Source organism: Massilia sp. Soil_C_3, assembly GCF_057657035.1.
The window spans coordinates 92387-106457 of the sequence record NZ_JBDGJG010000005.1; the positions used below are offsets into that span (position 1 = coordinate 92387).

Annotated in this window: 12 protein-coding genes; 10 read left to right on the top strand and 2 right to left on the bottom strand. The window is 65.3% G+C overall.

The annotated features are described in order from the left end of the window. Positions 1-54: 54 nt before the first annotated feature. From AC3A6F_RS11020 to AC3A6F_RS11035, 4 genes are all read left to right on the top strand, one after another. Positions 55-282 carry a DUF6139 family protein gene (locus tag AC3A6F_RS11020; protein ID WP_487680598.1) on the top strand — a complete coding sequence of 76 codons (228 nt, stop codon included), beginning with the start codon at positions 55-57 and terminating at the stop codon, positions 280-282. A 169-nt stretch (positions 283-451) separates the two neighbouring features. Next, the gene (lpxO, locus tag AC3A6F_RS11025; RefSeq protein ID WP_487680600.1) at positions 452-1351 is read left to right on the top strand and encodes a lipid A hydroxylase LpxO; all 900 of its coding nucleotides are present in this window, start codon (positions 452-454) and stop codon (positions 1349-1351) included. A gap of 121 nt (positions 1352-1472) precedes the next feature. Beyond that, the gene (wrbA, locus tag AC3A6F_RS11030) at positions 1473-2072 is read left to right on the top strand and encodes an NAD(P)H:quinone oxidoreductase (protein WP_487680602.1); all 600 of its coding nucleotides are present in this window, start codon (positions 1473-1475) and stop codon (positions 2070-2072) included. Positions 2073-2177: 105 nt separating this feature from the next. Then, complete coding sequence (locus AC3A6F_RS11035; RefSeq protein WP_487680604.1) at positions 2178-2876, top strand: glutathione S-transferase N-terminal domain-containing protein; 699 nt, start codon at positions 2178-2180, stop codon at positions 2874-2876. Between the two features lie 12 nt (positions 2877-2888). Here the strand turns inward: AC3A6F_RS11035 and AC3A6F_RS11040 are convergent, their stop codons facing one another. Continuing rightward, positions 2889-3626, bottom strand: a complete 738-nt coding sequence (locus AC3A6F_RS11040) for an SDR family oxidoreductase (protein ID WP_487680606.1) — start codon at positions 3624-3626, stop codon at positions 2889-2891. Positions 3627-3908: 282 nt separating this feature from the next. Then, entirely contained in the window at positions 3909-5894 is a 1986-nt protein-coding gene (locus AC3A6F_RS11045) for a peptidase U32 family protein (protein WP_487680608.1), read from the bottom strand. A 156-nt stretch (positions 5895-6050) separates the two neighbouring features. Between AC3A6F_RS11045 and AC3A6F_RS11050 the strand changes: the two genes are divergently transcribed. The 6 genes from AC3A6F_RS11050 (at position 6051) to AC3A6F_RS11075 (ending at position 13961) form a co-directional block, all read left to right on the top strand. Next, positions 6051-8366, top strand: a complete 2316-nt coding sequence (locus tag AC3A6F_RS11050; RefSeq protein ID WP_487680610.1) for an FAD-dependent oxidoreductase — start codon at positions 6051-6053, stop codon at positions 8364-8366. Between the two features lie 167 nt (positions 8367-8533). After that, on the top strand, positions 8534-9637 hold the full coding sequence (locus AC3A6F_RS11055) for a LacI family DNA-binding transcriptional regulator (RefSeq protein ID WP_487680612.1): 1104 nt from the start codon (positions 8534-8536) through the stop codon (positions 9635-9637). 183 nt (positions 9638-9820) lie between these two features. Then, the gene (locus tag AC3A6F_RS11060; RefSeq protein WP_487680614.1) at positions 9821-10180 is read left to right on the top strand and encodes an SDR family oxidoreductase; all 360 of its coding nucleotides are present in this window, start codon (positions 9821-9823) and stop codon (positions 10178-10180) included. A 32-nt stretch (positions 10181-10212) separates the two neighbouring features. Beyond that, a complete protein-coding gene (gene xylF, locus AC3A6F_RS11065) occupies positions 10213-11208 on the top strand; it encodes a D-xylose ABC transporter substrate-binding protein (protein WP_487681287.1) in 996 nt (331 codons plus the stop codon). A 70-nt stretch (positions 11209-11278) separates the two neighbouring features. Next, positions 11279-12802, top strand: coding sequence for a D-xylose ABC transporter ATP-binding protein (xylG, locus tag AC3A6F_RS11070; protein WP_487680616.1), 1524 nt, complete (start codon positions 11279-11281; stop codon positions 12800-12802). Positions 12803-12818: 16 nt separating this feature from the next. Next, on the top strand, positions 12819-13961 hold the full coding sequence (locus tag AC3A6F_RS11075) for a sugar ABC transporter permease (RefSeq protein ID WP_487680617.1): 1143 nt from the start codon (positions 12819-12821) through the stop codon (positions 13959-13961). Positions 13962-14071 lie beyond the last annotated feature (110 nt).

Genomic DNA, 14071 nt, shown 5'->3' on the forward strand with positions numbered 1-14071 from the left:
GTGGAGCTGCGCGCTTTCATCCGGAAAGCGGGCATTGAATAGAGGAAAATGACTATGCGCCTGGATATTTACCGCAGAGCCGAACAAGACGGCAAGTTCTCGTACCTGGCCGTTCCCGAAGCCAAGAACATCCCCGAGGAAGCCACCAATACCGATTGGGAGATCGAAGCCCGCGCTTTCGAGGTCGACGACAATGCCGACCAGATCGAGGATTTCGACATCGATAACCTCAGCGGCCAGATCGCCGAAAAAGGGTATGCGATGACGTCGGTGCTGCACTGACATTTCCTGGCGGTCTAGCCGCCGGCAGGCGGGCCATCCGGCCCGTGTGCCGGCGTTATCCTCCCTCCCCAGCGAGTCGGCGGGGCCTCCACGGCCCAGTAGCCGATGTGGTATCCTGCGTCCTTGATCAAGGGAGTCAGCCGCTTCTATGGCTGCGATGGAGGATGTAATGAAGTGGGTCGTGGTAGGTTTCTATATTCTGTCTATCCTGCACATCCATTTCCGTGGGCGCGTGCGCCTGCCGTTCCGTCGCCAGATCTTCGATCACTCGTCGTTCATGGCGCCGATCAATATTTTCATGCACAAGTTCTCGAAGGTGCCGAACACGCCCTTCATCCCGGTGAGCGAGTTCCCCGAACTGGCGCGCCTGCAAGAGAACTGGCAGATCATCCGCGCCGAAGCCGAGAACCTGCTGGCGCTCAAGAAGATCAAAGCCGCCGAGCAGAACGACGATGCCGGCTTCAATTCCTTCTTCAAAAACGGCTGGAAACGCTTCTACCTCAAATGGTATGACGCCAGCCATCCGTCGGCCGAGCGCCTGTGTCCGCAGACCTATGCGCTGCTGCAGTCGATCCCGTCGGTCAAGGCCGCGATGTTCGCCGAACTGCCGCCGGGCGGCAAGCTGAACCCGCACCGCGACCCGTTCGCCGGTTCGATGCGCTACCACCTGGGCCTGGCCACGCCGAACGATGACCGCTGCTTCATCGACGTCGACGGCGAGCGCCACAGCTGGCGCGACGGACAGGGCGTCGTCTTCGACGAAACCTTCATCCACTGGGCGATCAACGGCAGCGAGAGCGATCGCATCATCCTGTTCTGCGACATCGAGCGTCCTATGCGCTACCGCTGGATGGGCGCCTTTAACCGCTGGTTCGGCCGCACCGTGATGACCGCCGCCGCCTCGCCCAACGAGACCGGCGACCAGGTCGGCCTGGTGAGCAAGCTGTTCCGCATTTCCTTCTACGCCGGCCAGTACCGCCGCCGCTTCAAGGCCTGGAACAAGACCGCCTATAACATCACCCGCGTGGTGCTGGTGATCGCCCTGATCGCCTTCATCTACTGGCTCTGATCCTGCTTAAGTCTTAGTGCGCGAGAGGCGCCAAGCCTGCACAATCCATGTGACCCGAAAACGGGCATACGGCCATTGTCGCTACAATGGCCGTTCTGAATCCCACACATGGAGGAAGTCGATGGCAAAAGTACTGGTACTGTATTACTCGTCGTATGGCCACATCGAGACGATGGCCAATGCCGTCGCCGAAGGCGCGCGCAGCACGGGCGCGACGGTCGACGTCAAGCGGGTTCCCGAAACCGTTCCCGAAGACGTCGCCAAGGGCGCCCACTTCAAGCTCGACCAGTCCGCGCCAGTCGCCACCGTGGCCGAGCTGGAGCACTACGATGCCATCATCGTCGGCGCGCCGACCCGCTATGGCCGCATGCCGGGGCAGATGGCGGCCTTCCTCGACCAGACCGGCAGCCTGTGGGCGCGGGGCGCCCTGAACGGCAAGGTGGGCGGCGCGTTCACTTCCACCGCCACCCAGCACGGCGGCCAGGAAGCGACGCTGTTCTCGATCATCACCAACCTGCTGCACTTCGGCATGACCATTGTCGGTCTACCGTACAGCTACCAGGAACAGATGACCCTGGACGAGATCGTCGGCGGCAGCCCCTACGGCGCCACCACCATCGCCGGCGGCCAGGGCCAGCGCCAGCCGAGCGAGAAAGACCTGGGCGGCGCCCGCCACCAGGGCGAACTCATCGCCAAGACTGCCAACAAGCTGTTCGGCTGATCCACGCGATCCGGCCCGCTGCCCGATGGCGGGCAGCGGGCATATTGAATCTTTGGTATCTTGGCACTCTGCCGCCGCGGCGGATCCTGAAGAGGCGCCAACGACATGACCACGCTTTTCGATTTCCCCATCACCAAAAAATGGCCGGCGGCACATCCCGAGCGGCTGCAGCTGTACTCGATGCCGACCCCGAACGGCGTCAAGATTCCGATCATGCTCGAAGAAATCGGCCTGCCATACGAGGTGCACAAGGTCGACTTCGCGAAAGACGAGCAGAATTCGCCGGCCTTCCTGTCGCTGAATCCGAACAACAAGATTCCCGCCATTCTCGATCCGGATGGCCCGGACGGGCAGCCGCTGGCGCTGTTCGAATCGGGCGCGATCCTGCTGTATCTGGCCGAGAAAAGCGGCAAGCTCATTCCGGTTGACGCGGCGGGACGCTACCGCGTCATCCAGTGGGTGATGTTCCAGATCGGTGGGGTGGGGCCGATGTTCGGCCAGCTCGGCTTCTTTGTGAAGTTCGCCGGCAAGGACTACGAAGACAAGCGCCCGCGTGACCGCTACGTGGCCGAATCGCGCCGGCTGCTCGGCGTGATCGACGCGCAGCTGGCGCAGCATACCTGGATCGCGGGCAACGACTTCACCATTGCCGACATCGCAGTATTCCCCTGGATTAATGGTTTGCTGAACTTCTACGAGGCGGAGGACCTGATCGGCGCTGAAGACTTCGGCAATGTGAGGGACGCGCTGGATCGTTTCCTGGCGCGCCCCTCGGTCAGGAAGGGACTCAAGATCCCGTCCTGATGTCGTCGTGGATCAGTAGGGGCTGGACGTCGGCCGCACGATCATTTCGCTGACGTCGACATCTGCCGGCTGCTCGATGGCGAAGGCGATGGCGCGCGCGATCGCTTCCGGCTTGATGGCGCCCTTGCGAAACTCGCGCATCGTGTCGCGCGCCAGCGGGTCCGAGATCGAGTCGGCCAGTTCCGACTCCACCACGCCGGGCGAGACCAGGGTCACGCGGATGTCGCCGCCCACTTCCTGGCGCAGGCCCTCGGTGATGGCCGCCACCGCGAACTTGGTGGCGCAGTAGACGGCCGCCGTCGGGCTGACGGTGTAGGCGCCGATCGAGGCGATATTGATGAATTGGCCGCTGCGGCGCGCCTGCATCCCCGGCAGTACGGTGGCGATCCCGTGCAGCACGCCGCGGATGTTCACGTCGATCATGCGGTTCCATTCGTCGATCTTGAGCGCATCGAGCTTCGACAGCGGCATCACGCCCGCATTGTTGATCAACACGTCGACCTGGCCGTGGCGCTCGATGGCGAAGTCGACGAATTCGCGCATGCTTTCAAGGTTCGTCACGTCGAGCTGGGCCACGTCGGCCTTGCCGCCGGCTTCGCGAATATCGGCCGCCAGCGCCACCAGGCGCTCGGTACGGCGCGCGCCCAGCACCACGCGGTGGCCAAGCGCGGCGAGATGGCGGGCGGTGGCTTCGCCAATGCCGCTGCTGGCGCCGGTGATCAGGACGACTTTGGACAGTTGGTCTTTCATGGTGGGCTCCGTTGTGTGGTTGGACAATGGAGCCAGTATGGACGCGGACGCTCGCGCCGCCCATGCCGAAAAATCGCGGCGGATTGCACAATAGTCCGGAAGTGAAAACGGTTCCTGTGGGCCAAATGCCGTCAACTTATGAGCAGACCCGTCGTCGTTCCCGCGCAGGCGGGAACCTAAGTTTTGCAAGCGTTTCGACTACGTCGAGGACTTAGGTTCCCGCCTTCGCGGGAACGACGCTTCTACGCTAACTCGAGCGCATACCCTGCGACATGCAGCCGCTCAGGTCTTCGGCGCTTGATCGCGCGGACGCTGGCGATGGAAGGTCAACGGTGTGTAAGCCACATTCGACGGCGGCGGCGACTTCAGGATGTTCGTCTTCATGGCGCCCACCACGTGCATTTCGCACGGCTTGCAATCGAAGCGCAGCGTGTACTTCTCGTCGCCGCTGACCAGCGTCATCGGCTCGGCCTTCACCTGTCCCTGCACGCCTTGCACGCCCTTGGCCTGTTTCGGGCACAGGTTGAACGAGAAGCGCAGGCAGTGCTTGGTGATCATCAGCGACACTTCGCCGGCTTCCTCGTGCGCTTCATAGGCCGCGTCGATCAGCTGCACGCCGTGCTTGTGATAAAAGGCGCGCGCCTTTTCGTTGTAGACGTTGGCCAGGTAGCTGAGCTGGGTGTCCGGGTAGACGGGCGGCGGTTGCACCGACGCCTTGCGTTGCGGACGCACCCAGGCCGCCAGGCGCGCCGCCTCGTGCGCGGCGATGGCGTCGCGGCGCAGGGCGTTGATGGCGGCGCTCGGCACGAACCACGGCTGGCTCAGATGCAGGGCGACGTGGCCGGCCTCGAACATCGTGTTACCGAGCTTGGCCAGGCTGGCGCGCAGCCCGGCGTCGGCCTGGGCCGCCTGCTGGGCCGGCTGCAGTTCGAGCATCGCTTCGGCGCTCGATGCGATGCCGTCCTCGTCGACGACGTCCAGGCGCAGGCCGCCCGGCACTTCGCTCAGGATCAGGTCGACCGCCACCTTGCGCTCGGAAGATTTCTTATTGAGCGTGGCTTCCCACTGGTGGTCGCGATTGCGGTGGATGACGGTGCCCACCTTCAGGCCGACAAGGGACTGCATCGGCTCGTTGGGGAACACGCGCCAGCGCTGGCCCTCGGCTTCCTCGCCCAGCTTCTCGGCGCGGTTGGCCTGGATGCCGCAGGTGTCGCGCTTGTTCATGTAGTTCAGGCCGTCGCCGTTGGCCATCGGCGCCGTGGTGACGATGTCGAAGCTGTCGCCGTTCAGGCGCGCCACGATGCCCAGTTCCACGCCCACGTACTTCGGCGAGTCGAAGGCGCCGATGTCCGTCAGGCGGCCCTGTGCGAAGTATTCGGTGTGGCCGCGATGGAAGTTCTTGTCGACGTCGGGCGTGAACATCACGCGGGTGCGTCCGCTGGCGGCGCGCGCGAACTCCGGACGGCGCTCGAGCAGCTCGTCCAGCAGCAGGCGGTAGTTGGCCGTGATGTTCTTGACGTAGCCCATGTCCTTGTAGCGGCCCTCGATCTTGAACGAGCGGATGCCGGCGTCGACCAGCGCTTCCAGGTTGCGGCTCTGGTCGTTGTCCTTCATCGACAGCAGGTGTTTGTCGAAGGCGACCACGCGGCCCTGGCCGTCCGAGAGGGTGTAGGGCAGGCGGCATGCCTGCGAGCAGTCGCCGCGGTTGGCCGAGCGGCCGGTGTCGGCGTGCGAGATATAGCACTGGCCCGAATAGGCCACGCACAGCGCGCCGTGCACGAAGTATTCGAGCGGCGTGTCGGTGGCGGCGTGGATCTTGCGGATCTGGTCGACCGTCAGCTCGCGCGCCAGTACCAGCTGCGAGAAGCCGACGTCGCCCAGGAATTTTGCCTTCTCCGCGCCACGGATGTCGCACTGGGTGCTGGCGTGCAGCTGGATCGGCGGGAGGTCGAGTTCAAGCAGGCCCAGGTCCTGGATGATCAGCGCATCGACGCCGGCCTCGTACAGCTGCCAGATCTGCTTGCGCGCCAGCTCGAGTTCGCTGTCGTGCATGATCGTGTTCATGGTCACGAAGATGCGCGCACGGTAGCCGTGGGCGAACTGGACCAGCGCGGCGATGTCCTCCAGCGGATTGCTGGCATTGTGGCGCGCCCCGAAGGCCGGTCCACCGATGTACACGGCGTCGGCGCCGTGGAGGATCGCTTCGCGGCCGATGTCGGCGGTCTTGGCGGGCGAAAGCAATTCGAGCTCGTGGGCAAGCAGGGACATGGTATTTCCTTTGGGGCGAAGGACGAGATTATAGCGAGATGGCGCCTGCGCGTCATGCATGGCGTGGCGTCTTGTCAGGATGAAACCATCTTGAGCGAACGCCGCAGCCTGGATGCGGTCCAACCCGCATCCACGCCGATTGCGAAAGGATGGCCGATGGCGGATCAGCGACACCCCGGGGAGCCGGCCGGGCAGGACCACACGCGGCATGCGAGCTTCCTGCTGCTCGGCGGCGGCCTGGCCGCGGCCACGGCCGCCGAAACGTTGCGCCTGGAGGGCGCAAAGGGCGCCATCGTCATCGTCGCGGACGAGCGCGACCTTCCTTATCACCGCCCGCAACTCTCGACGCGCTTCCTCGAGGGAGATACCGCGCCGCCACTGGCGACGGTGCTGCCGCCCGACTACTTCCACGACAATGGCGTGACCCTGCTCTCTGGCGTACGCGCCACCGGCCTCGATGCCGACGCCCAGCTGGTGCGCACCGATCACGCCGGCACGATCCGCTATGACCGGCTACTGGTCGCCACCGGGGTGCGTCCCATTCACCTCGACGTCCCGGGCGCCGGGCTGCCTGGCATTCACTACCTGCGCACGGCCGTCGATGCGCGCACCTTGCGTGGCGCGATGGAGGGCGCGGCGCGGGCCGTGGTGGTCGGCTCCGGTTTCATCGCCCTCGAGATGGCCGCGGCCTTCGCGCGCAAGGGTGCGCGGGTGACCGTGCTGGCGCGCCATGGCATCCTGTTCGACAAGCTGCACGACCACGGCGTCAGCGACTACCTGCGCACGCTGTATGTCGGCCAGGGCGTGGAGGTGCTGGCCGACAGCGCCGCCGCCTTCCATGGCGACAGGCGGGTGGAGATGGTCGTGACCGAAGGCGGGCGCCGGCTGCCGTGCGACCTGGTCGGTGTCGGCATCGGCGTCGCGCCCGATCTCGGCTGGCTGCACGATAGCGCTCTGGAGCTGGACGACGGCGTGTGCGTCGACCAGTACCTGCAAGCCTCGCATCCGCTGGTGTGGGCGGCGGGCGACGTCGCCAATTTCATGGATCCCGTGTTCCGCCTCCGCCACCGCATCGAGCATTGGGACAATGCCGTCAAGCAGGGACGGCTGGCGGCGCGCAATATGCTGGGCATGCGGCTGCGCTACGACGAGGTGCCGTATTTTTCCTGCGAGCTGTTTGGCCAGGGCTTCCAGTTCCTGGGCCAGCCCGATGCCGGCCACCGGCATGCCCGGCTGGGCCGCCCGGAAACCCGCTCCTGGGCCTGCCTCTACCTTGACCACGAGGTGCCGCGCGCCCTGTTTTCCACGGGGCGGCCGGCGATCGAGACGCGTGCGATCGAATCCCTGATCCGCTACCGCACCAATATCGGCTGGGCCTGCAAGCGCCTGCACGAGCCGGATTTTTCCATTACCCGTATCCCCAGCCAGACCGCGCTGATCCTGCAGGGCGGCGGCGCGCTGGGCGCCTTCGAATGCGGCGTGGCCCATGCGCTGGAAGACGCCGGCATCCAGCCCGATGTCATCGCCGGGGTGTCGATCGGGGCCTTCAATGGCGTCATCATGGCCGCCAATCCAGGTCATGCAGCCGAGGCGCTGGAGGATTTCTGGCACAGGCTGTCGCTCGACCTGCCGCTCGACTTGCCACTGGCTGCCGAGCGCCTGCTCGACGACCGGGTGCGCCGCCTGCTCGGCTCCTGGCAGACGCTGGCCTTTGGCGTGCCGGCCTTCTTTCGGCCGCGCTGGGCCGGCCTGCCGTTCATGAGCGCGGCGCCGCAGGCCTGGACCAGCCTCTACGACCCGACCCCGGTCAAGGAATTACTGAAACGCTACGTCGATTTTGGAGCACTGAAGTCGAGCCCGGTGCGGCTGCTGGTCAGCGCGGTCAATGTCGAGACGGCGCGCCTGGAAATCTTCGACAGCTACGTCGACGACCTGAGCGCCGACCACATCCTGGCCAGCGGCAGCCTGCCGCCGGGCTTTCCCTGGACCACCATCGATGGCAAGCACTATTGGGATGGCGGGATTATCAGCAACTCTCCGCTCGAGCTGCTGCTGGAGCATTCCGGTACGGCGCGCAAGCGCATCTTCATCGTCGACCTGTATCCAGAAACCGGCTCGCTGCCTACCAGCCTGATGGAAGTCCTGGGCCGGCGTGACGAAATCGTGTTCGCCGAGCGCGTCCGGCGCGACAGCGCCGAGCAGACCCTGGTGCGCGACTTTCGCAAACTGGTCGAAGGCATCCTGGCCTACGCCACCTCGCCGGCCCAGGCCGACCAGGTGCGCCAGTGGTCCACCTATATCCAGCTGATGGGCGACAAGGATGCCGGGCCCAGCATCACCCGGATCGTGCGCAAGGGTAGCGAATGCGAGACGGCGGCGCGCGACTACGATTTTTCGGCGCTGTCGATCTCGCGTCGAATGGCAGAGGGCCGGGCGGCAGCTCGCGAGGCGCTCGCAGCGCAGCGTCGCTAGGGATATCATGACTCTGTGTCGCCCATGTTAGCGCAAACGCGCCACGCATTTTCTCGTTTCGCCCGGGAATCAAACCTTACCCGCAAAATCGGAAGAGGTCCCGATGGCAAAACCGTAATCATGCTAACATCGACCAACATTACTAACTTCTAAAGAAATTTACGCACATGAACAAAACCAGCATCGAGACCGTCCGCGAATCGATGGAGCAGGGCAAGCCCACCATGGTGGACGTTGCCAAGCTCGCCGGCGTGTCCGCGATGACCGTGTCGCGGGTCATGAACGGCAAGAGCCTGGTGCGAGAAAGCACGCGGCGCAAGGTGGCCGAGGCGGTCGCGGCGCTGAACTACACCCCGAACCAGGAAGCGCGCAACCTGGCCGGGTCCAAGCCGATCCGCGTCGGTTTCCTGTACAGCAATCCGAGCGCTGCCTACCTGAGCGAATTCCTCGTCGGCCTGCTCAACCAGTCCGGCCTGAACAACGTCCAGCTGTTCGTCGAGAAGTGCGAGGCCGGCAATCACGAGATCGAGCATACCCAGCGCCTGATCAATAACGGCCTGGATGGCGTGATCCTGCCGCCGCCGCTGTGCGACAGCGTGGCCGTGCTCGAGTGCGTGGCCAAGGCGGGGATTCCGGCCGTGGTCGTGGCCTGCGGCTCGCCGGCGCCGAGCGTCGGGGCGGTCAGCATCGACGACTACGAAGCGGCCCGCTACATGGCCCGGCACCTGATCGCGCTGGGCCACCAGCGCATCGGCTTCATCGTCGGCCATCCGAACCAGACCGCCAGCGCGCGCCGCTTGGACGGCTACCGCAAGGCGATCGCCGAGAAGGGCGCCGACGCCTCCGAAGAGCTGGTGGTGCAGGGCATGTTCACCTATCGCTCGGGCCTGGACGCGGCCGAGCAGCTGCTGGCGCTGCAAGACAGGCCGACGGCGATCTTCGCCAGTAACGACGATATGGCGGCCGCCACCGTGGCGGTCGCGCACCGCCTGGGCCTGGACGTCCCGGGCGACCTGACCGTCACCGGTTTCGACGATACGGCCCTGGCCACCACGATCTGGCCCGAACTGACCACCGTGCGCCAGCCGATCGCCGGCATGGCGCGCGAGGCGGTGCAGGCGCTGGTGCGCCGCGTGCGCGCACTGCGCGAAGACGAACCGGCCGAGCCGGAGCAGACCCACATGGACTTCGAGCTGGTGCGCCGCCAGTCCGATGCCGCCCCCCGCATCCGCCCACCGGCACGCCTGCCATCGGTCGCGAAAGCGCGCTGATCGTCGGCGCCGGCGTACGCCGAACGGCGTACGCATCCGGCAAATCCGGTCGCCATGAAATCCATTTCAATAATTCGTTGACAACCGTTGAAGGCCCCCATTAGACTGGGATGATTGCGCTAACAGTCCTGTTAAACGACTGTTCTACGCAAGCATAATACTCAGAATAATCTGGAGACAACCATGACGGCAGCCGCCGCCCCGACACTGGGCTACGCGACCTATCCGGACCTGCGCGCCAAGCGCGTCGTGATCACCGGGGGCGGCTCGGGGATCGGCAGGGAACTGGTGAGGGCCCTCGCTAGCCAAGGCGCGCCCCATGCGCCACGTTTCCTGCACTGCGACCTGACCGACCCCGATGCGCTTGCCGCGGGCTTCGCCGCCATCGAGGGCGAGGGGGGCGGGATCGACATCCTCCTCAATAACGCCGCCAACCACGACCGCCATCGCATTGAAATACTTCGTCGACGCCGGCTGGTACGGCGCGTGACTCGCATAGAATGTCAATACGGTGCGTCGTGTAAGCGCGCGCGCCGACAATAAAGGAGACAACGATGAAACATGGCTTCACGAAGATGGGTGCCGCGATCGGACTCGGTTGCGCGCTGCTGTTCCAATCCGGCCCGAGCATGGCCGACGCCAAGAACCCCAAGATCGGCTTCTCGATCGACGACCTGCGGCTCGAGCGCTGGACGCGCGACCGCGATTACTTCATCGGCGCCGCCGAAAAGCTCGGCGCCAAGGTCTACGTGCAGTCGGCCGACGCCAGCGAACAGCGTCAGATCGCCCAGATCGAGAACCTGATCTCGCGCGGCGTCGACGTGCTGGTGATCGTGCCCTACAACGCCACGGTGTTGAACAACGCGATCCGCGAAGCCAAGAAGGCCAAGATCAAGGTGCTGTCGTACGACCGCCTGATCCTCAATGCCGACGTCGACGCCTACATCTCGTTCGACAACAAGGCGGTGGGCGAGCTGCAGGCGCAGTCGATCGTCGGCCTCAAACCGAAGGGTAACTACTACCTGCTGGGTGGGGCGCCGACCGACAACAACGCCAAGATCCTGCGCGAAGGCCAGATGAAGGTGCTGCAGCCGCTGATCGACAAGGGCGACATCAAGGTGGTCGGCCGCCAATGGGTCAAGGACTGGAGCGCCTCAGAAGCGATGGCTATCGTCGAGAATGCGCTCACCGCCAACGGCAACAAGATCGACGCCGTGGTCGCGTCCAACGACGCCACTGCCGGCGGCGCGATCCAGGCGCTGGCTTCGCAGAAGCTGGCCGGCAAGGTGCCGGTGTCGGGCCAGGACGCCGACCTGGCAGCGGTGCGGCGCGTGATCGCCGGCACCCAGGCCATGACGGTCTACAAGCCGCTCAAGACCATCGCCACCAGCGCCGCCACCCTGGCCGTGCAGCTGGTGCGCAATGAAAAACCAGCTTATAACTCACAGATCAACAACGGCTACAAGCAGGTCAGCACCGTGCTGCTTAAACCCATCCTGCTGACCAAATCGAACGTCGACATGCTGGTGAAGGACGGGTTCTATACCCAGGGCCAGCTGGCCGGCAAATAAGCCTGCTTCTCTCCTTTCCCCGTGTCCGCCTTGCGGTCCGGGGATTTTTTCACGCCTTGGAAGTCTTGCGATGTCGGGCTATCTGCTTGAAATGAAGGGAATCGCCAAGCGATTCGACGGGGTGCCCGCGCTGGACGGCATCGACCTGGCGATCCAGCCGGGCGAGTGCGTTGGCCTCTGCGGTGAGAACGGGGCCGGCAAGTCGACCCTGATGAAAGTGCTGTCGGCGGTCTACCCGCACGGCAGCTGGGATGGCGAGATCGTGTGGGACGGCCAGCCGCTGCGCGCGCGCTCGGTGCGCGAGACCGAAGAAGCGGGGATCATCATCATCCACCAGGAGCTGATGCTGGTGCCCGAGCTGTCGGTGGCCGAGAACATCTTTTTGGGGAACGAGATCACCTTGCCCGGCGGCCGGCTCGACTACCCGGCCATGAACCGGCGCGCCGAGGAAATCCTGCGCGGCCTGCGCCTGCCGGACGTGAACGTGGTGCTGCCGGTGAAGCATTACGGCGGCGGCCACCAGCAGCTGATCGAGATCGGCAAGGCGCTGAACAAGAATGCGCGGCTGCTGATCCTCGACGAGCCGTCGGCCTCGCTCAGCGCGTCCGAGATCGACGTGCTGCTCGGGACGGTGCGCGACCTGAAGGCGCGCGGCGTGGCCTGCGTCTACATCTCGCACAAGCTCGAAGAAGTCGCGGCGATCTGCGACACCATCGTCGTCATCCGCGACGGCAAGCACATTGCCACCACGCCGATGCCGCAGATGAGCGTGGACCGGATCATCGCCCAGATGTGCGGGCGCGAGATGAACCAGATGTATCCGTCGCTGCCGCATGACATCGGAGAAGTCGTGATGGAGGCGCGCCACATCACCTGCTACGACCCCGAAAATCCGCGCCGCAAGAAGGTGGACGACGTCTCGTTCCAGGTGCGGCGCGGCGAGATCCTCGGCATCGCCGGCATCGTCGGCGCCGGCCGCACCGAGCTGGTGACGGCGATCTTTGGCGCCTATCCGGGCCGCCACGAGGGCGAGGTCTGGCTCGACGGCCAACGGGTCGACACCTCCGATCCGCTAAAGGCGATCCGGGCCGGCTTCGCCCTGGTGCCTGAGGACCGCAAGCACCACGGCATCGTGCGTGACCTGTCGGTGGGCGAGAACATCACACTGTCGGTGCTGCAGCGCTATGCGCACCTGACCCGCATCGACGACGGCGAGGAAACCAGCGCGGTCAAGGAACAGATCGCGCGCCTGGCGCTCAAGACGGCCAGCCCCGCGCTGCCAATCACGGCGCTCTCGGGCGGCAACCAGCAGAAGGCGGTGCTGGCCCGGATGCTGTTGACCGGCCCCAAGGTGCTGATCCTCGACGAGCCGACGCGGGGCGTCGACGTCGGCGCCAAGTTCGAAATCTACCGCCTGATGCTGGAACTGGCGGCACAGGGCATCGCCATCGTCATGGTCTCGTCCGAGCTGGCCGAGGTGCTGGGCGTGTCCGACCGCGTGCTGGTGCTGCAAGAAGGCCGGCTGCGCGGCGATTTTCTCAACGATGGCCTGAGCCAGGAGACGGTGCTTGCCGCCGCCCTGGGCCAGTCCTGACAAGCATATGACACCCATGGATACAACGACACTCAAGCGGCTGTTCACCCAATATAAAATCCTGGCGCTGCTGGTGGCGGTCGCCCTGATCTGGACCTTCTTCCACTGGATGACCGAAGGCGGCTTCACCTCGGCGCGCAACGTCTCGAACCTGATGCGCCAGATGTCGATCACCGGCATCCTGGCCTGCGGCATGGTGTTCGTCATCATCGCCGGCGAGATCGACCTGTCGATCGGCTCGCTCCTGGGTCTCTTGGGCGGAATGGCGGCGGTGCTCGACGTCACCCACGGCATGCCGCTGCCGCTATCGATCGCGGTGGTGCTGGGCGCGGGCCTCCTGTGCGGTTTCCTCAACGGCTATCTGACGGCCTATGCGGGCATACCTTCCTTCATCGTCGGCCTCGGGGGCATGCTGGCCTATCGCGGCGTGGTGCTGGGCCTGACCGACGGCGCCACCGTGGCGCCGGTCTCGCCCGGCTTCGAGCAGATCGGGCAGGCTTATCTGCCGCCGGCGTGGGGGATCGGGCTGGGCGTGCTGCTGTTCGCGCTGGCCGGCGTGCTGGCCTGGCGCCAGCGGCTCAACCAGGCGCGCCACGGGCTGCCGGTGATCGCGCTGTGGCGTTCGGTGGCTCGCGTGGCGCTGGTCGGCGTGGCGCTGGCCGGCCTGATCTCCACCTTCAACAGCTACGAGGGCATTCCGCTGCCGGTGCTGATCCTCCTGAGCCTGCTGGGCGTGTTCAGCTACATCGCACGGCAGACCGTGTTCGGCCGCCGCATCTACGCGGTGGGCAGCAATATGGAGGCGACCCGCCTGTCCGGCATCGACGTGCGCAAGGTGAAACTGTGGATCTTCGGCCTGATGGGCTTGATGTGCGCGCTGGCGGGCTTGATCAATACCGCGCGCCTGGCGGCCGGCTCGCCGTCGGCCGGCGTGTCGGCGGAGCTGGACGTGATCGCCGCCTGCTTCATCGGCGGCACCTCGATGCGCGGCGGCGCCGGCACCGTGCATGGCGCCCTGGTGGGCGCGCTGGTGATGGCCAGCCTGGACAACGGCATGTCGATGCTCGACGTCGACGCCTACTGGCAGATGATCGTCAAGGGCCTGATCCTGACCCTGGCCGTGTGGCTGGATGTGGCCACGCGCAGCAATACGCGCTGAGGTCACTAGAAACGTCGTCCCCGCGAAGGCGGGGACCCAAGTTTGCGCGCACAGCCTCGATGATATGCGTCAGTGGTCTGCTTGATACTTGGGTCCCCGCCTCCGCGGGG